This is a genomic window from Oceanicoccus sagamiensis, from assembly GCF_002117105.1.
In the GTDB taxonomy this organism is placed as follows: Bacteria; Pseudomonadota; Gammaproteobacteria; order Pseudomonadales; family Dasaniaceae; genus Oceanicoccus; species Oceanicoccus sagamiensis.
The window spans coordinates 2,193,511-2,215,637 of record NZ_CP019343.1 but is presented as its reverse complement, the minus strand read 5'-3'; the positions used below and the strand labels follow the sequence as shown (position 1 = coordinate 2,215,637).

At 48.4% G+C, this 22,127-nt stretch carries 15 protein-coding genes, 2 tRNA genes, 3 rRNA genes and 1 pseudogene; 7 read left to right on the top strand and 14 right to left on the bottom strand.

Annotated elements, in window-relative coordinates; genetic code table 11:
• Positions 1–10: 10 nt before the first annotated feature.
• From BST96_RS10070 to birA, 3 genes are read right to left on the bottom strand one after another with little or no spacing between them, the layout of a single operon-like run.
• On the bottom strand, positions 11–772 hold the full coding sequence (locus BST96_RS10070; RefSeq protein ID WP_157117923.1) for an SPOR domain-containing protein: 762 nt from the start codon (positions 770–772) through the stop codon (positions 11–13).
• Between the two features lie 22 nt (positions 773–794).
• Positions 795–1,520 (bottom strand): type III pantothenate kinase, encoded by a 726-nt coding sequence (locus BST96_RS10065; RefSeq protein WP_085758581.1) that lies wholly within the window; start codon positions 1,518–1,520, stop codon positions 795–797.
• A 2-nt stretch (positions 1,521–1,522) separates the two neighbouring features.
• Positions 1,523–2,488 carry a bifunctional biotin--[acetyl-CoA-carboxylase] ligase/biotin operon repressor BirA gene (birA, locus tag BST96_RS10060; protein WP_085758580.1) on the bottom strand — a complete coding sequence of 322 codons (966 nt, stop codon included), beginning with the start codon at positions 2,486–2,488 and terminating at the stop codon, positions 1,523–1,525.
• A gap of 133 nt (positions 2,489–2,621) precedes the next feature.
• On the opposite strand from birA, the gene BST96_RS10055 reads away from it, so the two are divergent.
• Positions 2,622–3,386 (top strand): SDR family oxidoreductase, encoded by a 765-nt coding sequence (locus BST96_RS10055; protein ID WP_085758579.1) that lies wholly within the window; start codon positions 2,622–2,624, stop codon positions 3,384–3,386.
• A 943-nt stretch (positions 3,387–4,329) separates the two neighbouring features.
• Here the strand turns inward: BST96_RS10055 and rrf are convergent.
• The 6 genes from rrf to tyrS all read right to left on the bottom strand — a co-directional run bounded on the left by rrf (position 4,330) and on the right by tyrS (position 11,658).
• A 5S ribosomal RNA gene (gene rrf / locus BST96_RS10050) occupies positions 4,330–4,445 on the bottom strand.
• A gap of 185 nt (positions 4,446–4,630) precedes the next feature.
• Positions 4,631–7,516, bottom strand: a 23S ribosomal RNA gene (locus tag BST96_RS10045).
• Between the two features lie 419 nt (positions 7,517–7,935).
• Positions 7,936–8,011: transfer RNA gene (locus BST96_RS10040), tRNA-Ala, on the bottom strand.
• Between the two features lie 36 nt (positions 8,012–8,047).
• Positions 8,048–8,124, bottom strand: a tRNA-Ile gene (locus tag BST96_RS10035).
• Positions 8,125–8,240: 116 nt separating this feature from the next.
• Positions 8,241–9,776: ribosomal RNA gene (locus tag BST96_RS10030) — 16S ribosomal RNA — on the bottom strand.
• Together the 16S, 23S and 5S rRNA genes with 2 tRNA genes alongside form the textbook arrangement of a ribosomal RNA operon.
• Positions 9,777–10,350: 574 nt before the next feature.
• Entirely contained in the window at positions 10,351–11,658 is a 1,308-nt protein-coding gene (gene tyrS / locus BST96_RS10025; protein ID WP_085758578.1) for a tyrosine--tRNA ligase, read from the bottom strand.
• Positions 11,659–11,969: 311 nt separating this feature from the next.
• Between tyrS and BST96_RS10020 the strand changes: the two genes are divergently transcribed.
• The gene (locus BST96_RS10020; RefSeq protein WP_085758577.1) at positions 11,970–13,319 is read left to right on the top strand and encodes a peptidoglycan DD-metalloendopeptidase family protein; all 1,350 of its coding nucleotides are present in this window, start codon (positions 11,970–11,972) and stop codon (positions 13,317–13,319) included.
• Positions 13,319–14,440 carry an anhydro-N-acetylmuramic acid kinase gene (locus BST96_RS10015; RefSeq protein ID WP_085758576.1) on the top strand — a complete coding sequence of 374 codons (1,122 nt, stop codon included), beginning with the start codon at positions 13,319–13,321 and terminating at the stop codon, positions 14,438–14,440. Before BST96_RS10020 ends, BST96_RS10015 begins: the two co-directional genes overlap by 1 nt.
• A gap of 33 nt (positions 14,441–14,473) precedes the next feature.
• Here BST96_RS10015 and BST96_RS10010 read toward each other — a convergent pair whose 3' ends face one another.
• From BST96_RS10010 to argC, 5 genes and pseudogenes are all read right to left on the bottom strand, one after another.
• A complete protein-coding gene (locus BST96_RS10010; protein ID WP_085758575.1) occupies positions 14,474–14,899 on the bottom strand; it encodes a hypothetical protein in 426 nt (141 codons plus the stop codon).
• A gap of 18 nt (positions 14,900–14,917) precedes the next feature.
• Positions 14,918–15,271 carry an iron-sulfur cluster insertion protein ErpA gene (gene erpA, locus BST96_RS10005; protein ID WP_085758574.1) on the bottom strand — a complete coding sequence of 118 codons (354 nt, stop codon included), beginning with the start codon at positions 15,269–15,271 and terminating at the stop codon, positions 14,918–14,920.
• A gap of 79 nt (positions 15,272–15,350) precedes the next feature.
• Complete coding sequence (locus BST96_RS10000) at positions 15,351–15,752, bottom strand: bactofilin family protein (RefSeq protein WP_085758573.1); 402 nt, start codon at positions 15,750–15,752, stop codon at positions 15,351–15,353.
• Positions 15,753–15,784: 32 nt separating this feature from the next.
• Positions 15,785–16,519, bottom strand: a complete 735-nt coding sequence (locus BST96_RS09995) for a DUF6776 family protein (protein WP_085758572.1) — start codon at positions 16,517–16,519, stop codon at positions 15,785–15,787.
• A gap of 19 nt (positions 16,520–16,538) precedes the next feature.
• Positions 16,539–17,578, bottom strand: a pseudogene (gene argC / locus BST96_RS09990) (N-acetyl-gamma-glutamyl-phosphate reductase).
• Positions 17,579–17,719: 141 nt separating this feature from the next.
• Here argC and BST96_RS09985 point away from each other — a divergent pair.
• The 4 genes from BST96_RS09985 to hemL are packed head-to-tail and all read left to right on the top strand — an operon-like array spanning position 17,720 to position 22,043.
• A complete protein-coding gene (locus BST96_RS09985) occupies positions 17,720–19,465 on the top strand; it encodes a chloride channel protein (RefSeq protein ID WP_085758571.1) in 1,746 nt (581 codons plus the stop codon).
• Between the two features lie 12 nt (positions 19,466–19,477).
• Entirely contained in the window at positions 19,478–19,900 is a 423-nt protein-coding gene (locus BST96_RS09980) for a CopD family protein (RefSeq protein ID WP_085758570.1), read from the top strand.
• A gap of 35 nt (positions 19,901–19,935) precedes the next feature.
• A complete protein-coding gene (gene thiD, locus BST96_RS09975; protein ID WP_085758569.1) occupies positions 19,936–20,715 on the top strand; it encodes a bifunctional hydroxymethylpyrimidine kinase/phosphomethylpyrimidine kinase in 780 nt (259 codons plus the stop codon).
• 47 nt (positions 20,716–20,762) lie between these two features.
• Positions 20,763–22,043: a glutamate-1-semialdehyde 2,1-aminomutase gene (hemL, locus tag BST96_RS09970; RefSeq protein ID WP_085758568.1), complete on the top strand. Its 1,281-nt coding sequence runs from the start codon at positions 20,763–20,765 to the stop codon at positions 22,041–22,043.
• Positions 22,044–22,127 lie beyond the last annotated feature (84 nt).

Below are 22,127 nucleotides of genomic sequence, written 5' to 3'. Positions count from 1 at the left end.
GGCGGGCATTCTAGTCGAAGTTGTCGGCCGACGCAATCTTATCGCAGTAGTTTTTTCGTCTTTCTAGTCCCTTATTGCCTTCCTTGATGGTTTCCCACAAAGCATCAGAAAATTTCCCGTATTCACCCACCTCAAATACCGCCCATAATTCAGTATAAGTTCGGGGAACAACCTTGATCTGAGCACCATAGCCTTGCTTAACTCGCTGGTCATAGACCTTCCTGGCACGAACTTCTTCCGTAAAGAAGCCCAGTGACAGACCGTTGGCCAACTCCCCCTCAGTAATCAGAAAACTGTCTATTTTCTTGGCCTGAAGCTCTCGCAACAGCTTAATAGCGGCTTTGCGTGACACCTGTGGTGGCAAATGCACCCAATAATCGGGTTTTCCGGGAATTTCAACAGACTCTAACTTTAGCGCGATATCCAGAGAAGCCAGACGGGACACAACCTGCTTACCACTCACCTCTTCCCTAAAAGGACCTATCTGCCAGCAAATACCAGGGTCAGCAGGGGCCGAAACCAGCTCGGAACCCGCCTTTGCAGCGCTATCGGCGGGTACAGGACTAACCTCAGCCGCAACCTCTTGTGCCACAAGCACAGGCTGAGCTGTGGGCATATCCTCCACCTCTGCCAACAACACAAGCCTTGCTTCAGCAGAACCAACTGCCACAGACTGCGACATTACAGCGGGGATAGCCCCCTGCAATAAATAATTCTGCCATAGGAAGTAAATTCCGTTACACATCAATAAAACAATGAATATCCAACGCACGTCTGTGTCCTTCAGTCTGTTCTTAGGGCAATAGCCACTGTAAACCATCAAGTACCAGCTCTGGCACTATCTCTATCTCATGGGCTTCGCCAAGCGCTTTATAAATAGATACGGAGTCGCCACCTGTCAGCAGTATGGCAAAACCTTCAGGAATGCGCCTCTTTGCTTCCTCAATCGCTACGGCTACAGCACCTACTTGGGCAGCCAGCATACCGGCATTAACGGCATCAGCGGTGGCACAACCAAACGCCACGCCTGCTGTATAATCCTGTCGATCAAATCGAACCTTATCGGTACCTGCCAATAAACTGGATTCCATCAGCGCGATGCCAGGGGCAATATAGCCGCCCAGATGTTGGCCAGCAGCTGAAACCAAATCTGCCTTTAAGGCCGTACCTGCATCAATAACCAATACGGCACCCTGGATTCTCTTATAGCCCGCTACTGCACCCAGCCACCTGTCAACACCCAGTTTAGCCGCCTCATTGTATGCGCTAACTACCCCTGCAGACTCGGCAGTTGAATGGGCGAGCTCCGGACTGAAACCTCTCTCCGCACAAAAACGGGTGAAGCCCGCCAGGTTATCACCCTCAACCACACTGGCCACTCTAACGCGCTTAGGCTGAGACGTCAGGACAAGGTTCTCAAAACCATCAGCCAGGGCAAAGCTCCCGCGCTCGACCACCTGATCGCCATCGACTACGCGCCACTTGCAACGGGTATTACCTATATCACACTCAAGAATCATGCTTAGCCTGCCGCCCTTAAGCTGACTTCACCACCATTAAACTTGCGGATACCGGAGGCTGTCTCAATCATAATCGCGCCGGTAGCATCCACACCAACAGCCTTACCTACAACAACATCGACCCCTAAGGTCATTGCCACTTCGGTTTCTGCAAAGGCATCATGGGACTGCCAGCGATCACGGTAAGCACTAAAACCCTGGCCCTCAAAACTTGCCAGCAATGGCATCAGCTCGTTCAATATAGCAACCAATAGTTGATTACGATTTGCGGCCTCTTTGTTAACCGACCTGATATCAATCCAGGGTTGGTCAATCCTCACTGATGCTGGCATGGAGACGTTGAGACCAATACCTATCACCACATGACAATTACCTGAAGGGTCCCCGGTCATCTCTAAAAGGACACCAGCCAATTTCCTGCCCTGATACAGTACATCATTAGGCCACTTTAATTGAGCCCCTGAAAGCCCTGATCTCTCTAAAGCATCCACAACCGCCACACCTACCGCCAGACTCAAACCTTCTAAAGAGGCTGCACCGCCACTAAATTCCCAGACTACGGAGAAATATAAATTACTGGCATAAGGGCTAGCCCAGGCTCGGCCGCGCCGACCTCTTCCCGCCGTTTGCTGCTCGGCGGCACAGATATAGCCTTTTTTGCCCTGAACTGCTTTTTCCATAGCAACAACACTGGTTGAATCGATAACACCCCTGACATCAATATCCCCGATTAGGGAACTGATATCAGCCGTTAAACCTTGCTGAATAGCAGAAGCGGATAACAGGTCAAGGCCACCCTCAATGCAATAACCTTTGCCCTTAATAGACTGCAGTGGCAGGCCTAACTCCTCAACCTTTTTAAGCTGCTTCCACACAGCGGTTCTCGACACGCCAAGCACGCCGCCCAACTCATCGCCGGAATGAAATTCTCCGTCAGCAAGTACCGCTAATAAGGTTTCTAATGACATGACTTATCCATTATTTCGATTTGCTGGCGATCATAGCAAAGAAAACTGATGCTGTGTCTTTTCTCTAACGGAGTGTTTGCTGTATGGTTTCTACCTCCGTGGGCTCCAATAAATATAACAATGAAGGCTAGCTATGCGTAAACAAATTAACTTATCCATATTTCTGTTACTGATTGCCGTAACTATCAGTGGTTGCGTACAGCGCACCGACATTGATCTCGCCACCTTTGATAAAGACCGCCAATCAAACCGTGGTAAAAATATTCTTATTTTTGGTGCCAGCAAAGGCACCGGTTTAGAAACCGCCAGGTTATTAAGCCGACGCGGAGATACCGTAACCGCATTTGTAAGGCCCAGCTCTGATATCACCGAGCTAAAGGCAATTAATAGTGTACTAATTACTGGTGACGCCTTAAGCCCTGACGATGTAGCAAAGGCACTAACAGGAAAAAACTACGATGCCATTTTAACCACACTAGGCTGTTTTAAATGCGAGACGCCACCGGACTTTATCGGCAATAAGAATGTATTTGATGCTGCCAAGGCGTCAGGCAATTCTCGGGTGATTATGGTCTCAACCATAGGTGTTGGTAAGAGTGATGCTGGCATCCCCTGGATTTCAAAAAAAATGCTGGCAGATATCATTGCACTTAAAAGTAAGGCTGAAGATACATTAACAACAAGCGGGCTTGAATACACCATTATTCGGCCGGGAGCTCTTAAGAACGCGCCAGCTACACAAAAGGGGCTGTTAACCGAAGATCCGACCGTGATAGGCGTAATCACCCGTGAAGACCTTGCTACGCTCATTGTGCAAAGTATAGATAGCAGTAATACGATCGGTAAGATTTATTCAGCAATGGACCAGGAAATGGTTTGGCCCTGGGGAATGTTTTAGTAGCGAACCTTAAAAAGTATGTCAGGGAGGGGTAGTCTCCACTATCTCACCCTCCTTGGTGCTCCATCATCCTGATGGCCCTCCCTGACAATGTGCTTCCTAAGCACAAAGATATACTAAAACACTTTTTTCGCTGGCACTTGTATAAACGCGCTATCTTTTGATTTTTTTTTGATATTTCTCGTATTTTCGTATGTTTTTTGAACGATATTTTCCTTTTTACGTTATTCCTGAGGGAATGGCGGTTAATGTAATTTGTATTTCTTAGTATCACCCTTAGCTTGATTGGGGAATCAGAGGGAGCCGGAGTGACCTAAACAGCCTGTGTAGGGTGGATTATAATCCACCTTGTTTGCACCTGGGCGTGATGGTGGATTCCAATCCACCCTACGGTGAACAGGCTTTGAAGGCATGTGGTTGGTGTCTGGGAGAACCTCCAATGTGTTGGGTGCTTTCAATCCCTTCCCTTTAAACACTGATAACGAGCTGTGTAGGGTGGATTATAATCCACCTTGTTTGCACCTGGGCGTGATGGTGGATTGCAATCCACCCTACGGTGAACAGGCTTTGAAGGCATGTGGTTGGTGTCTGGGAGAACCTCCAATGTGTTGGGTGCTTTCAATCCCTTCCCTTTAAACACTGATAACGAGCTTTGTTGGGTGGATTATAATCCACCTTGTTTGTGCACCTGGGCGTGATGGTGGATTGCAATCCACCCTACGCTGAACAGGTTTTGAAGGCTGCATTGTGCTCCGGGAGAACCTACAGTGTGCTGAAAGCGGTGCTTTCAATCGCTGCGCGACGTCTTCGACGCACCAACCCCACAAAGGGGTTGTCACATGGCAAGCCTGCGGCTTGCTTTACGGAAGATTAACTCCTCGCATCCAATATATAAAAAAACCCCGTAGCATGTTCATGCTACGGGGTTTTTTTATAGATTGAAGCCTGGCGATGACCTACTCTCACATGGACAAAGTCCACACTACCATCGGCGAGGACACGTTTCACTACTGAGTTCGGGATGGGGTCAGGTGGTTCCATGTCTCTATGGTCGCCAGGCAAACTGGCTTGGATCGACCTTTGTCTTACGCTCTTAATGAGCTGCTATAGTCGGTTTCCAAATAGGGTGGTAAATAAGCTAATCGATTCTGTAATTTCTTTCGTTTCTTTCAGTATGATCCGTTGGTGCAATCATCATGTTTCTAGGTTGCCCATACAACAAAGGGGTAAAACCACTTCATTATATGGTCAAGCCTCACGGGCAATTAGTACTGGTTAGCTCAACGCCTCACAACGCTTACACACCCAGCCTATCAACGTCGTAGTCTTCGACGGCCCTTTAGAACTCTCAAGGAGTTAGGGAGAACTTATCTTGGAAGGGGCTTCCCGCTTAGATGCTTTCAGCGGTTATCCTGTCCGAACGTAGCTACCCGGCAATGCATCTGGCGATACAACCGGAACACCAGAGGTTCGTCCACTTCGGTCCTCTCGTACTAGAAGCAGCTTTCCTCAATTCTCCAACGCCCACGGCAGATAGGGACCGAACTGTCTCACGACGTTCTAAACCCAGCTCGCGTACCACTTTAAATGGCGAACAGCCATACCCTTGGGACCGGCTTCAGCCCCAGGATGTGATGAGCCGACATCGAGGTGCCAAACACCGCCGTCGATGTGAACTCTTGGGCGGTATCAGCCTGTTATCCCCGGAGTACCTTTTATCCGTTGAGCGATGGCCCTTCCATACAGAACCACCGGATCACTATGACCTACTTTCGTACCTGCTCGACTTGTCAGTCTCGCAGTCAAGCGCGCTTGTACCATTATACTAACCTCACGATTTCCGACCGTGATTAGCGCACCTTCGTACTCCTCCGTTACTCTTTGGGAGGAGACCGCCCCAGTCAAACTACCCACCACACAATGTCCTCGCTCCAGATAATGGAGCTGAGTTAGAACCTCAAGATGATCAGGCTGGTATTTCAAGGTTGGCTCCACAATGGCTAGCGCCACTGCTTCAAAGCCTCCCAGCTATCCTACACAGACCATATCAAAGTCCACTGTGAAGCTATAGTAAAGGTTCACGGGGTCTTTCCGTCTAGCCGCGGGTATACGGCATCTTAACCGCAATTTCAATTTCACTGAGTCACTGGTGGAGACAGCGTGGCCATCATTACGCCATTCGTGCAGGTCGGAACTTACCCGACAAGGAATTTCGCTACCTTAGGACCGTTATAGTTACGGCCGCCGTTTACCGGGGCTTCGATCAAGAGCTTCGCCGAAGCTAACCCCATCAATTAACCTTCCGGCACCGGGCAGGCGTCACACCCTATACGTCCACTTACGTGTTTGCAGAGTGCTATGTTTTTAATAAACAGTTGCAGCCACCTGGTCACTTCGACCGGCCTCAGCTTAGGGAGCAAGTCCCATCACCAAAACCGGCGTACCTTCTCCCGAAGTTACGGTACCATTTTGCCTAGTTCCTTCACCAGTGTTCTCTCAAGCGCCTGGGTATTCTCTACCTGACCACCTGTGTCGGTTTGGGGTACGGTTCCTACATATCTGAAGCTTAGAAGCTTTTCTTGGAAGCATGGCATCGACCACTTCATGTTCTTTACGAACACTCGTCATCAGCTCTCAGCCTTAGCGACCCGGATTTACCTAAGTCACCAGCCTACAACCTTAAACGCGGACAACCATCGCCGCGCTGGCCTAGCCTACTCCGTCCCTCCATCGCAATATGCAGAAGTACAGAAATATTAATCTGTTTCCCATCGACTACGCATTTCTGCCTCGCCTTAGGGGCCGACTAACCCTGCCCTGATTAGCATGGGACAGGAAACCTTGGTCTTCCGGCGAGGGGGTTTTTCACCCCCTTTATCGTTACTCATGTCAGCATTCGCACTTCTGATACCTCCAGCAAACCTCTCGGTTCACCTTCAACAGCGTACAGAACGCTCCTCTACCATGCATATAAATATGCATCCGCAGCTTCGGTTAGCAATTTAGCCCCGTTACATCTTCCGCGCAGGCCGACTCGACTAGTGAGCTATTACGCTTTCTTTAAAGGATGGCTGCTTCTAAGCCAACCTCCTAGCTGTCTGGGCCTTCCCACATCGTTTCCCACTTAATTGCTATTTGGGACCTTAGCTGGCGGTCTGGGTTGTTTCCCTTTCCACAACGGACGTTAGCACCCGTAGTGTGTCTGCCATGATTGTACTCCGCGGTATTCGGAGTTTGCATCGGGTTGGTAAGTCGGGATGACCCCCTAGCCGAAACAGTGCTCTACCCCCGCGGGTAAGACATGACGCTCTACCTAAATAGATTTCGAGGAGAACCAGCTATCTCCCGGCTTGATTAGCCTTTCACTCCGAGCCACAGGTCATCCGCCCATTTTTCAACATAGGTCGGTTCGGTCCTCCAGTGCCTGTTACGGCACCTTCAACCTGCCCATGGCTAGATCGCCGGGTTTCGGGTCTAAAGCCTGCAACTAATTCGCCCTATTAAGACTCGGTTTCCCTACGGCTCCCCTAAACGGTTAACCTTGCTACAGACCTTAAGTCGCTGACCCATTATACAAAAGGTACGCAGTCACAGAACTAGTCTGCTCCCACTGCTTGTACGCATACGGTTTTAGGTTCTATTTCACTCCCCTCTCCGGGGTTCTTTTCGCCTTTCCCTCACGGTACTGGTTCACTATCGGTCAGTTAGGAGTATTTAGCCTTGGAGGATGGTCCCCCCATCTTCAGACAACATAACACGTGTGCCGTCCTACTTAATACGTCGATGATCATTTTCGTGTACGGGGCTATCACCCTGTATCGCCAGACTTTCCAGACTGTTCCACTAATTTACATCGCTCGGCTAGTCCCCGTTCGCTCGCCGCTACTAGGGGAATCTCGGTTGATTTCTTTTCCTCCGGGTACTTAGATGTTTCAGTTCTCCGGGTTCGCTTCCACACACCTATGTATTCAGTGCGGGATACCTTTCTTATGAAAGGTGGGTTTCCCCATTCGGACATCATTGGTTAATAACGGTTGGTTGCCACCTCACCAATGCTTTTCGCAGGCTCCAACGTCCTTCATCGCCTCTAACTGCCAAGGCATCCACCGTATGCGCTTAGTCGCTTGACCATATAATCAAGTAGTCTCTTCTCTTAAACAGCAAGAGCGTCAACACTTCATCACATAGCTTACCAAGAAACTTAGCAAGACTATTTGAGGACTTAAATTCAAATAGCTTGTTTTATGATCGCCGGATCATACAGTTTTTACACTTGAGAAATTACAGTGATTTAATCGTCATACAGTCATCACAACCGTAATCTTATTAAATCTGTCAATCATTCATCGGCTAGGATGAACAATCAACGCGTCAACTATATAAGGAATAATATAGTTAACAGTTTTAATCAGCTTATCTACCTTGTTAAAGAACATCTGGTCGTTAAAAAACCAGAAAGAAAACATCTAAACACAGACATCTTTTTTCTGGTCTCTTTACTTAGTAATAGCAGGAAGGTTGTTACATTTGGATTTTCATCTTAAAAAAATGGTGGAGCTATGCGGGATCGAACCGCAGACCTCCTGGATGCAAACCAGGCGCTCTCCCAGCTGAGCTATAGCCCCATCGATAAGACTTTTATCTTTCTAGAATCAGAAGATTGGTAGGCCTGGGCAGACTTGAACTGCCGACCTCACCCTTATCAGGGGTGCGCTCTAACCAGCTGAGCTACAGGCCTATAAAGTTTTAAACCCTTTATATTAGGTCTGTGGACCCTTTCCGGGTATCGCTATTACTACCAGTTCAGATCAAGTAATTCGTGTGAACGCTTGCAAACCTATAAGACAAATAAGTTAAGGAGGTGATCCAGCCCCAGGTTCCCCTAGGGCTACCTTGTTACGACTTCACCCCAGTCATGAATCACTCCGTGGTGACCGTCCTCTGCAAGCAGTTAGACTAGCCACTTCTGGAGCAACCCACTCCCATGGTGTGACGGGCGGTGTGTACAAGGCCCGGGAACGTATTCACCGTGACATTCTGATTCACGATTACTAGCGATTCCGACTTCATGGAGTCGAGTTGCAGACTCCAATCCGGACTACGACCAGTTTTATGGGATTAGCTCCACCTCGCGGTTTTGCAGCCCTTTGTACTGGCCATTGTAGCACGTGTGTAGCCCAGGTCGTAAGGGCCATGATGACTTGACGTCGTCCCCACCTTCCTCCGGTTTGTCACCGGCAGTCTCCTTAGAGTTCTCAGCTTAACCTGTTAGCAACTAAGGACAAGGGTTGCGCTCGTTACGGGACTTAACCCAACATCTCACGACACGAGCTGACGACAGCCATGCAGCACCTGTCACCGAGTTCCCGAAGGCACGAAACTATCTCTAGTAACTTCTCGGGATGTCAAGACCTGGTAAGGTTCTTCGCGTTGCATCGAATTAAACCACATGCTCCACCGCTTGTGCGGGCCCCCGTCAATTCATTTGAGTTTTAACCTTGCGGCCGTACTCCCCAGGCGGTCTACTTAGTGCGTTAGCTGCGCCACTAAGGAATCAAGTTCCCCAACGGCTAGTAGACATCGTTTACGGCGTGGACTACCAGGGTATCTAATCCTGTTTGCTCCCCACGCTTTCGCACCTCAGCGTCAGTATTGGGCCAGGCTGCCGCCTTCGCCACTGATGTTCCTTCTAATATCTACGCATTTCACCGCTACACTAGAAATTCCACAGCCCTCTCCCATACTCTAGCTTGCCAGTATCGTATGCAGTTCCCAGGTTGAGCCCAGGGCTTTCACATCCGACTTAACAAGCCGCCTACGCGCGCTTTACGCCCAGTAATTCCGATTAACGCTTGCACCTTCAGTATTACCGCGGCTGCTGGCACTGAATTAGCCGGTGCTTCTTCTGCGAGTAACGTCACAGCTGCACGCTATTAACGTACAACCTTTCCTCCTCGCTGAAAGTGCTTTACAACCCTAAGGCCTTCTTCACACACGCGGTATGGCTGCGTCAGGGTTTCCCCCATTGCGCAATATTCCCCACTGCTGCCTCCCGTAGGAGTCTGGGCCGTGTCTCAGTCCCAGTGTGGCTGATCATCCTCTCAGACCAGCTAAAGATCGTCGCCTTGGTGAGCCTTTACCTCACCAACTAGCTAATCTTACGCAGGCTCATCTAATAGCGTGTGGCCCGAAGGTCCCACACTTTCCCCCATAGGGCGTATGCGGTATTAGCATGCGTTTCCACATGTTGTCCCCCACTACTAGGTAGATTCCTACGCGTTACTCACCCGTCCGCCACTCTACTCACTCCGAAGAGCTTTCACGTTCGACTTGCATGTGTTAAGCCTACCGCCAGCGTTCAATCTGAGCCATGATCAAACTCTTCAGTTTAATCTTTTACATCAGTAACTTATTAATAAGTACATGATGGGACTGTTACGTGATTACCTCACTTCACAATCCAAAATCCTAGGCTCAGGAATTAAGTTTCATAATCGCTTCAAATAAATATATTTGCTGCGTGTAAGTCACTTGTTTCCTGATAATAATTTATTGTCATTATCAGCTCACAAGCGCCCACACGAATTACTTGATCCAATCTGTTAAAGAGCTGCCTTGGTCGCCAGGACTCTAAGGCTTTTCTGTCGCGCACAAGCTTGTGCTTGCCGTGACAGGGAGGCGAATTATACAGAGATAAGTCACCGTGACAACACCTTTTTAAAAATAAATTTAATTAATTTACTTCAGACTGTTTTACCAGTGGGATGCCGCTTTCTCTAACGGGTCATACCCGAAGAGAGCGCGCATTATAGGGATGCAAGATTTACTGTCAACGGCTTCTGAAGGTTTATTGCAAAAATAGTTAAAAAAGTGGAAAAACGCTTAAATAATCAACTATTTAGTGGGAGGGGAGAGTAAATATTAGCCACCCAACAGGGTCGGGCGGCCAGTCAACAATATCAGATCACACCAACTCTAAGAGGTGGTACTTCTTTTTACCGAGCTTTACGATAAAGAAACGACCATAAAGGGCATTCTCTTTGGCAAAACACTCCGCAGAAACGCCGTTATCAGCCATCCCTTTGGCAACACCATTAATAAATACGGCATTTCGGCCTAAAGCATCTTTTACCTCGCGACCCGCCTTGGCCATCCCACACTCACTCAACAGTGTCGTTAGAGGGCGATCCACAAGATCATCAGCTTTTAAATCACTGGCCGGTAAGCCGTCTAAACGTAATTGCTGCAAGTCATCTTCGGAAAGCTGTGAAGGATCACCGGTAAATAGCGCCTCTGTAATGCGCTTGGCCGCAGCTAGCCCTTCATCTCCATGAACCAGGCTTGTAACCTCTTCCGCAAGGACACCCGGGGCCTGTGGACGACCCTGGATTTCTTTATCCAGTGCTTCGATCTCTTCAATGCGCTCAATGGAAAGGAAGGTGAAGTAGCGAAGAAATTTATAAACATCCGCATCTGCCGTATTAAGCCAGAACTGGTAGAAGGCATAAGGGGAGGTTTTAGAGCTATCTAACCAAATGGTACCGCTCTCTGTCTTACCGAATTTGGTGCCATCAGCTTTAGTCACTAACGGCAATGTTAAACCGTAAGCCTGGCCACTATAACGACGACGGGTTAGCTCAACGCCACCGGTGATATTACCCCATTGGTCAGAACCACCAATCTGCAAGGTACATTGGTTGGCCTTATAGAGTTCAGCAAAATCCAGCGACTGCAAAATCATATAAGTAAATTCGGTAAAGGAAATACCCTCACCTTCCCGCTCAATGCGCTGCTTTACCGATTCCTTCTTAATCATCTGGTTAACCGGGAAGTGCTTGCCAATATCCCTCAGGAAGCTAAGCACATCCATTTCACCAATCCAGTCCAGGTTGTTCACCACCTCCGCTGAGCTAGCACCACAATCAAAATCAATAAAGCGGCTAACCTGAGTCTTTAACTTATCCACCCAATTGGCAACGATATCCGGAGTATTGAGCTTGCGCTCTTCTGCTTTAAAGGAGGGGTCACCAATCAAGCCCGTCGCCCCGCCAACCAGAGCCAGCGGCTTATGGCCCGCCAATTGAAAACGCTTTAGGGTCAACAAGGGCACCAGACTACCTATATGGAGGCTATCCGCTGTAGGGTCAAAGCCACAATACAGGGTGCGGCTCTCTCCCGTCAGGTGCTCTTCAAGCTCCTGGTCAGCGGTAGTTTGTGCAATTAACCCACGAGCTTGCAGGTCCGCTATCAGCTCTTTACCCTCTATCGACATATTTCTTTATTACCTACTCTTATAAACACTTGTCTGAATATGCATCTAAATGCAAAATATTTACGTACTTCAATGCGGTAAACCCTGATTGATAATCGGCCTCAAAAGCCTCACTATGCGCCCGCAAAGAGCGCGCACGATACCGCAACTCGCTACAAATGCAAACTTTGCATAAGTAGAAACAATAGTGAAGAGGCTCTCAACTTTATAGAGAGTGCCTTGCCAAATGCAGGGATTTAACTATTTTTTGTTATACTTCCACTAGTTAGGACGTATTACTAGAAACCGTACTAAGAACCGATAAGCCAGATATGCAGCCAGAAGATAGAAAACAGCAGCAGCCACTAAGCCAGATTGTGGCCGAATACCCCCGCAAGCACCTTGCTATCGCAAGCATTGCTGTGGCCGTGGTCTTTTTATCCCTGCTATTGATACCCGGCCAGAACGCTGAAGCCACCCGCGTTAGCACACCGGTAGAGCTGAACCTGGAAGCCAAAAATACCAGCAAGCAGTTGCCGGCTGAAGATCCCGCCCTACCCTGGAAAGAAGACGTGGTCCGCAGCGGCGACAATCTGTCAAAAATCTTTCAACGTAACGCCCTATCCGCCTCCGATGTGTACGATATTGTCAGCAATAGCAAAGACTCAAAGCAGCTATTAAAACTTCACCCAGGGCAAAAACTGGCGATACAAGTTAATGACGAAGGACAACTGCAGGCTCTAAAGCATATCCAAAACCGCCTTGAAACAACCCTGTATACACGAGAAGACAGCCGGTTTATTACCACTCATATCCGCAGGGAACCAGAAGTCCGCCAAAATTATAGCAGCGCAGTGATTACGTCATCGCTCTACCGATCTGCACAAAATGTCGGCCTGTCACAAAACCTTATTATGGAGATATCGGATATTTTTGGCGGTGTTATCGATTTTGTTTACGATGTACGCAGCGGTGACAACTTCACCATTCTTTATGAAGAAAATTTTCTCGACGATGTAAAAACAGGTAACGGCCCTATTCTCGCCGCCCAGTTTACTAACCGCGGTGAAACCTATACAGCTTATCGCTATGTTTACCCTGATGGCAGTGTGGGATACTACAACAAAGAGGGTGTCAGCATGCGCAAAGCGTTTTTACGCGCGCCACTGGATTTTACCCGTATTAGCTCCGGCTTTAATATGAAACGCCTGCACCCGGTTTTCAAAACGACCAAGCCTCATCGCGGTACTGATTATGCGGCTTCACGAGGCACGCCAGTCTATGCCGCAGGCGATGGCCGCGTTGCCAAAGCAGGTTATAGCAAAGCCAACGGCAATTATGTTTTTATCAACCATGGCACAAAATATACGACCAAGTATCTACACTTACACAAGCGTGGCGTTCGCAAAGGTCAAAAGGTTAAACAGAAACAAATTATCGGCTGGGTAGGCTCCACCGGATATGCTACCGGCCCACATCTTCACTATGAATTTTTAGTGAACGGGGTGCACCGCAACCCTCGCACTATTTTGAAAAAACTACCTAAAGCCAAAAGTATTGCCAGTAAAGATAAAGAAGCCTTTCTGGCTCAAATTGGTGGTTTACAAATGCAGCTGGCGGCCTATAACAATCACCGCAGTTTAGCCAAAGCCGATCAACTCACTGGTAGTTCTACTCTGTAATGAGCACCGACAGGGCATCTTCTTCCAACTTATATATTGGCCTGATGTCCGGAACCAGCCTGGACAGTATTGATGCTGCTGTTATTGAGCTTAGCGATCAAAGTTTTCAACTGATCGACTCCATTGATTATCACATTCCCGAACAGCTCCGACAGCAATTAATTTCGTTATGCCTGCCCGGCGACAATGAAATTGACCGCATGGGCGAAGCTGACAGGGCGCTAGGGCATGAATTTGCCAAAGCAACAAAAGCCCTATTAAAACAGAGCCAAATTAACCCGAAAGATATTCGAGCAATTGGTAGCCACGGCCAAACCATTCGTCACAGGCCACAATGCCAGCTTCCTTTTACGCTACAAATTGGTGACGCCAATACTATTGCCTACGAAACAGGTATTACCACGGTTACTGATTTTCGTCGCAAGGATATGGCCGCGGGCGGACAAGGCGCACCTTTAGCGCCCGGATTTCATCAAGCCGCTTTTGCTTCAAAGCAGCATAACCGTGCCATTATTAATATTGGCGGTATGGCAAATATTACTTATCTTGGCAGCAATGGTGATAATCTAGCCTTTGATACTGGCCCCGGTAATATTCTGATGGATAGCTGGATCAATAAGCACCAGCAAAAAAATTATGATAAAGCGGGAGAGTGGGCAGCCACCGGAAAAGTTAATACAACCTTACTCGCCGAACTGATGAGCCACCCTTATTTGCAATACTCACTACCCAAGAGTACTGGCCGAGAAGATTTTAATTTGCCATGGCTGGAAAAAACTATTGGCGACATGACCATTAGCGCGGAAGATATTCAGGCAACGCTACTGGAATTTACCGCACAAACTCTCAATGATGAGATCAATAAACTACCTGGCACTGCCAATGAAGTGTATATTTGCGGTGGAGGTGCTTACAACAGCCAACTTATGCTAAGACTGGAAGCATTGGCACACCCAAAACTTATTGCCAATACGTCACAGCTTGGTGTGCCAGCGGAATGGGTAGAAGCCGCTGCGTTTGCCTGGCTGGCAAAGCAAACACTGGAAAGAAATCACGCTAATTTAGTGACAGCAACAGGGGCAAAAGAAACCGTAATTTTAGGCGCGGTCTATTACGTTTAAGCGTTTAAAAATACACGTAATGTTCTTCATTCATTAATCGACGTTCTTCGCCTGGCCCAAAAGGGACAGTACCAATAAACGGCGGCAGCTGATTATCATCCAGACCATTACCCCCATCCAACTTTTACAGACTTTTATATCCACCACTTCAAAAGCAGTTAAGCGCGCCGCTAAATCTACCAACGTTTTATTGGAGGAATAATTGGCTCGCAATAAAGACCTGGCCTCAGCACCATGCAATACAAAAGCTACTGGAGTATCGACACCGGCTTTAAACCTGCCATCATCAAGCAGCGCTTCGGCTCGTGACAATAAAGCATAAAGCTCTTTAGAAGAATGTACTTCTATTTCTGCAAGGTATTTGGGGGAGCCCGCCTGAACCTGGGCAGGAATAAATGCCTGCGCCTGAGCCCAAAGGGACAATAAGGAAAAACACAGTAGGGCTAAGCTTTTAACCATTATTTTTCCTTGCGGGTTTTAGACTGAGAAGGAGGCACCGCAACCGCAGGTGGTATCTGCATTCGGGTTATTGATAACAAACCGTGAGCCACCTAAACCTTCCTCGTAATCCACTTCGGCACCGACCAGATACTGGTAACTCATAGGATCAAGCAAGGCGGTCACCCCCTCTGTCTCAACCGTCGTATCATCATCGGCCACAATTTCATCGAAGGTAAAACCATAGGAGAAGCCCGAACAGCCACCACCAGTCACAAAGACCCGCAATTTAAGCTCGTCGTTAGCCTCTTCTTCGACCAGGCCTTTTACTTTGGCAATGGCTTTTTCGGTTAGAATCAGCGCTTGTGGGGTGTACATCTCGGCGGCTGACATAAATTTACCTCTAAATAACAATACTGAACACGATTATGCTAAAGCCTGACTATTACAGTCAACTAATAACCACAAACAACTAACCTGCCTGTTGATTATTACCAGATATGGCCTCTACCCCAGCCAATTTCGCGGCAGCCCCCGCATAAACCAGGTTGCCATTTAACTGTGCCCCTTTGACCATTTCAATCAGGTTGTAGTGTACATTGCCATCCACATTGGCCTTAGCCGCCAATTCAACATGGTCCGAGCAATGGACATCACCTTTAACATGGCCATTAACAATCACTTTGGGGGCATGGATTTCCCCCTCTACGCGGCCGCCTTCAACAATACGCACCGTCGCCTTATTATCACTGCTTGCGTGGATATTGCCGCGAACCAGGCCCTGTACTTCAAGATCACCGCTAAATTTTATATCACCGATAATTTCCGAATCTTTGGAGATCAAGGTGGTTGAATTGCCGCTTTGAAATGCCATGTTATTCCCCTGGGTCAACGATTATTGCTTGCCTATTTTTGAACAATCCAGCCGTACTGCTTTTCAACAGTGACAGCCTTAGGTGATGTTGCTTTGGCGACAATATCAATCCGGTCAGGCGTAAAGCCTTCAGGAATGATTAGCTCACCCTCTAAATACTGGAAGTATTTGAATCGCAGCTTTAATATTTTATCAACCTGTTCGGACAAAATATCCAACGATAAGGTTTCTTCAACACCATTGCGCCTGCCAACAATATTCACCTTCACAGTACCTTTTAATACCGTATGTTTTAAAGCCAACTGTTGCAGCACTAATTTATACTGAAAACGGTTGGGCTCACTACCGAGGTAAATTTCCCAACTGCGAATACCTAAACCGCGCTCACGCTCAGTCGGTGCCATTAAACCTTTGTAGAAATTAATCTCTTCATTTAATTGGTTGATGGTTTCTTTATGCTCACTGACGGTGGTGCGAACGTCGTTAACCGCCTCTCTATCAATATCAGACCCGAGCTTGGCATTGGTTAATTGCTGGCTGGCATCATCATAGCGGGCTTCAACCAAACTTAATTGCTTAACTGCCTTTTCATGGGCGGCTAACAGCTCCTGATAATCAGCCTTAATGGATAAGCCACCATACCAATAAGCCAATAGGGCTATGGCCACCATAATCATCACAATACTGGCGATGGTTATGCGCCGTTGCGCAGGCCTGTCCTGCACAACGATGGAACGGTACTGTTTGCTTCCTGTCACTTCAGTCATGGGAATTTAGCCTTAAGCCTTAGGGCATTAATGCCACAGTGTTAAGACCAGCGGACTCATCCAGCCCCAGCATAATATTCATATTCTGGATAGCCTGGCCAGAGGCCCCTTTTACCAAATTATCGATAATAGACAGCACCACTATCGTGTCGCGATTTTGCGGACGATGAATGGCCAGCCGACAGTGATTGGCCCTTTTACACTTCGGGTTTGTGGATGGCTCCCCGCAGGCAACACATCAACAAAAGGCTCGTCAGCATAACGCTCCTCGTATAAGGACTGAATTTCTTCTAACGAAACAGCACTATCGACCAACTCAGCATAGAGGGTTGAATGCATACCTCTCACCATTGGCACCAGGTGTGGCGCAAAGGTTAGCTGCACGTCCGAACCGCTGATATCTTTTAGCCCCTGCTCAATTTCCGGCAGATGACGATGCCCCGGAATCGCATAGGCTTTATAGCTATCACTCACTTCCGCATAAAGATTATCGATTTTAGCCTGACGACCAGCGCCACTGACACCCGAGGCAGCATTGGCAATCAAGCGCTGGTTATCAACCAACTGATTTTCCAATAATGGCAATAAGCCTAGCTGCACCGAGGTTGGGTAGCAGCCCGGACAGGCAACTAATTGTGCATCTTTGATGGCAGCACGGTTAAACTCCGGCAGCCCATAGACAGACTCCGCTAATAATTCCGGGCAAGCATGGGGCTCGCCATACCACTGCGACCACAATTGATGATCACGGATTCTAAAATCAGCCGACAAATCAACCACGCGGGTATCCAGAGCCAATAACTCCGGCATCATATTCATGGCGACATTATGGGGAGTGGCAAAAAACACCACATCACATTGCGCCAATACGGCAGGATCAGGGTGGGAAAAACGAATATCCAGATGGCCGCGCAGGCTGGGATATAGCTCATCAACTCTGAGACCCTCTTCCGCACGGGAGGTAATCGCTACCACCTCGGCATCCGGGTGACTGACCAACATCCGCAATAATTCGACACCGGTATACCCTGTGCCCCCTACAATACCTACCTTAACCACTGTTATATCCACCATTTATCGATTGAATAGAAAGCCTGCCGAACAAGCTCTCAAGATACGTTATAATAAAGCAATCAAAAAACAATCGTAAGCTATTGATCACAATACCTTAGCCCGCGACCGGGAATACCCTCACAATTTATGCACTATCACTGGTTACGCGACACCCGCCACCGACTGGCCAATGCTAACTCGCTAATACACCTATCCATTTTAGGTGTACTGTCGGGTATTTCCTGCTCACTGGTAATTTTGTTATTTCGCTATTTGATTGAAACCCCCTCCTCCCTGTGGCTGCCTGGCGGCGATGCCGATAACTTTGAGGCCCTGCCTAACTGGCTACACTTTGCCCTTCCCTTGAGTGGCGCCCTGCTACTAGGCTTTATCCTTAGAAAAATGGCGGTAGCCGACACCCGAACCGGCATCGTCCATGTACTGACCCGGCTGCATGTCGATCACGGCCATTTGCCGCTAAAGAATGCTCTGGTGCAGTTTTTTGGTGGTGCCCTAGCGGTTATTACCGGGCAGTCCGGGGGTCGGGAAGGCCCTGCTATTCATCTGGGAGCCGCCACCAATAGCCTGATCGGACAAAAACTGCGCCTGCCAAATAACAGCATACGGATGCTCGTGGGCTGCGGTACTTCCGCGGCTATAGCCGCCTCCTTTAACACCCCTATTGCCGGCGTTATCTTCGCTATGGAAGTGATTATGATGGAATATACCGTTGCCGGCTTTATCCCGGTGATGTTGGCGGCAATTACCGGCACGATTATGAGCCGGGCGATTTATGGCGGAGATCTGCTCTTTGATATCCCCGCGATTGAGATGGCCTCCCTGTGGGAAGTGCCCTTTATTATTTTCCTTGGCCTGGTGATCGGCAGCTGCGCCGCCCTGTTTATGAAAATCCTTAAGCTTAGCCTGCACTTTGCCGACAGGCCTATTATGCAGCGCTTCGCGATGGCTGGGCTGGTTACCGGCTGCTGCGCGCTGATGGTGCCCGAGGTGATGGGTATTGGCTATGACAGCCTGAATGCAGCACTAAACAGCGAGCTCTCTCTGCAATTGATGTTTGCCCTGATTGCCGCCAAGATTATTGCCACCGCAGTTAGCACAGGCATGGGAATGCCGATTGGGTTAATTGGCCCTAATATTTTAATCGGTGCTTGTATTGGTAGCGCACTAGGCGGTCTGGGGGCTTATTTTTTCCCGGAGCTCTCCTCACAACGCAGCTTTTATGTTCTGCTAGGCATGGGCGCCATGATGGGGGCAGTGTTAAATGCTCCGCTGGCAGCCCTAATGGCACTACTGGAGCTAAGCAATAATACCACGATGATTTTCCCGGGCATGCTGGCTATTACGGTGGCAACGCTTACCAATAGTGAAATTTTTAAACAGCGCTCCGCACACCAAACAGCGCTGTTTCAACTTAAACAATTGCTGCCTACTGACCCGGTAAGCCTGGCCCTGCAACGCACCAGCGTTGCCAGTATCATGCAGCGTAATATCGCCACCACCATGAATCAGGTAACTCTGGAAGAAGCCCAAACACTGGCCGAGAAGCCCTACCTCTGGTATGTAATTGGCGGTAATGATGACAAGCTGCAACTCAGCCACGGTGACGACTTAAGGCAACATATTGAAACCCGCTTAAAGACTGACCCCGGCCCACTGATTGAATTGACCGGGGCACATACTGAACAGGTGATGGAACTGCATATCCAGGCCACACTGCGGGAAGCACTGACGGTGATGAATAAACATGAAGTGGATACACTCTATGTTTCAGGGTATCTAACTGGCGGGCGCTCCCCGGTCAGCAGCCTTGACCTGGGTATCATTACCCGTGCTGATATCGAAAAACACAATAACACCCCCCAATCTTTTTAACGGTTTATTATTATGCTGTGGGTTAAAGCCTTCCATATTATTTCTATTGTTTGCTGGTTTGCCGGTATTTTTTATCTGCCACGCCTATTTGTCTATCACGCCATGGCAGAAGACCAAACCACCCGTGAACACTTCAAAATTATGGAACGTAAGCTGTACCGCTTTATGTCGATGTTTGCAGTAACCAGTGTCATATTGGGGGCGTGGCTACTGAGCTATAATTGGGACTATTACTGGAGCTCAATATGGTTCATTATCAAACTGCTGCTGGTTCTGGGCCTCATTGCCTATCACCTTAGCTGTGGGCATTATGTGAAAAAACTAGCACAGGATAGCGATCGTCATGGCCATATTTTCTATCGCTGGTTTAACGAGTTGCCAGTATTGATTTTGTTTGCTGTAGTTATATTAGTGGTGGTAAAACCTTTTGCTTAGCTATTGAGTGTATTTTGAATCAGGGGCTATTAACGATGACCGAGATCATAACTAACACCCCGGTAGTGATGAGTATCACTGATCACGACCCCAGCGGCGGGGGAGGTATTTCAGCCGATATTGAGACACTTTCCAGCCTGGGCTGCCACTGCACCCCCATTATCAGCCAACTCTCAGCCAGAGATACTCACTCCCTAAAAGATACCCTGGCGACCGATACCGCCCTGTTAATAGAGCAGGCCAGAGCTTTGCTTGAAGATATTCAAATCAACCTGTTTAATATTGGCGAACCGGGCAGCATCAGTCATATAGAAGCGATACATACCATTCTTAGTGATTATCCGGATATTCCGGTTTTGTTACACCCTAAGCTCAACCCCGACGATCTGGGTATGAGCAGTGCACTTGCCGCCTTATTGTTACCGCAGGCGAATATAGTAGTGCTCAGTAAAGAAGCCGCTTTAGGCTTAGCCCCGGGCGCCGATACGCTCTCGGCCTGCGCCCAGGAAATACTGGAATATGGCTGCGATAACCTGCTGATTATTGGCGATGATAGTTCTAATAGCCAAATCACCCAACACTGGTTTTCAGAGCATGGCAGCTGTCAATCCTATCAATGGGACCGCCTCCCCCATCGTTATTATGGCGCTAACAGCACACTCAGTGCGGCCATTAGCGCTTATCTGGCTCATGGCCTGAGTATGGCAGAGTCGATTCAACAAGCTCAGCAATTTTGCTGGCAGGCACTGCAACAGGGCCGGCGTATTGGCATGGGGAAATTACTGCCCAATAGAATGCACTGGAGCAACAAATAAGAATATAATCCCTACCCCATACTATTAACTCCATTGCAGCCTATACCATGACGTCATCTGAACAACTTTTTGAACAAGCCAAGCAATTTATTCCCGGCGGTGTTAATTCACCGGTACGTGCTTTTCGCGCAGTAGGCGGCACCCCGGTGTTTATTGACCGCGCCGAAGGGGCTTATTTATTCGATAGTGAAGGCAAACGCTATATTGATTATGTTTTATCCTGGGGCCCCATGATCCTCGGCCATGCCCACCCGGCCATCATGGATGCAGTGACTGAAAAATTAAAATCTGGCTTAAGTTTTGGTGCACCCACCGAAATTGAAACGGAACTGGCACAAGAGCTGTGTCGGATTATGCCCAATATGGATTTGGTGCGGATGGTCAATTCCGGCACCGAAGCTACCATGAGTGCTATTCGTCTAGCACGAGGTTATACCGGCCGCGATAAAATCATTAAATTTGAAGGCTGCTACCACGGCCATTCTGATTCGCTACTGATCAAAGCCGGCTCGGGAGCACTAACAATGGGGGTACCAAGCTCACCCGGCGTACCCGCCGCCTTAGCCGATCACACCATCACCTTAACGTACAATGATATTGAAGGCCTCAAGCAAGCCTTTAGTGAAGTCGGTGAGCAAGTCGCCGGGGTTATTGTTGAACCCGTTGCTGGCAATATGAATTGTGTGCCACCCGTTGCCGGGTTCTTAGAAGAAATCAGAACCCAGTGCGATCAGTTTGGCAGCGTGTTTATTATTGACGAAGTGATGACAGGGTTTCGTTTAGGTTTAACCGGTGCGCAGGGTTATTACAATATCGAAGCGGACATCACCACGCTGGGCAAAGTTATTGGTGGCGGCATGCCAGTGGGAGCCTTTGGCGGTAAGCGCGAAATTATGGAACAGATTGCGCCGCTCGGCCCAATCTATCAAGCGGGCACTTTATCGGGCAACCCTGTTGCGATGGCAGCGGGGCTGGCACAGCTTGCCGCAATTCAAGCGGATAATTTTTACCAGCCACTGTTTGATAAAACGACGGCTTTAGCTAAAGGCCTGGAAAAAGTGGCCACGGATGCAGGCATTGCATTTACCACTAATCATGTCGGCACCATGTTTGGCGGCTTCTTTACGGAAGAAAAAACCATTACTAATTACCAGCAAGTGATGGACTGTAATACTGACCGCTTTAATCAGTTCTTCCATGGGCTACTAGAGGCGGGGGTTTATTTGGCACCGGCCTCTTATGAGGCGGGTTTTATGTCGGCAGCACATACCGATAGCGATATTCAATATACATTAGAAGCTGCCAAAAAAGTTTTTTCTCAGCTCTGAGCGTAGGGTGGATTATAATCCACCATAAATCCTAACAGAGCAGTATTGGTGGATTACAATCCACCCTACGATAATAAAGGAAAA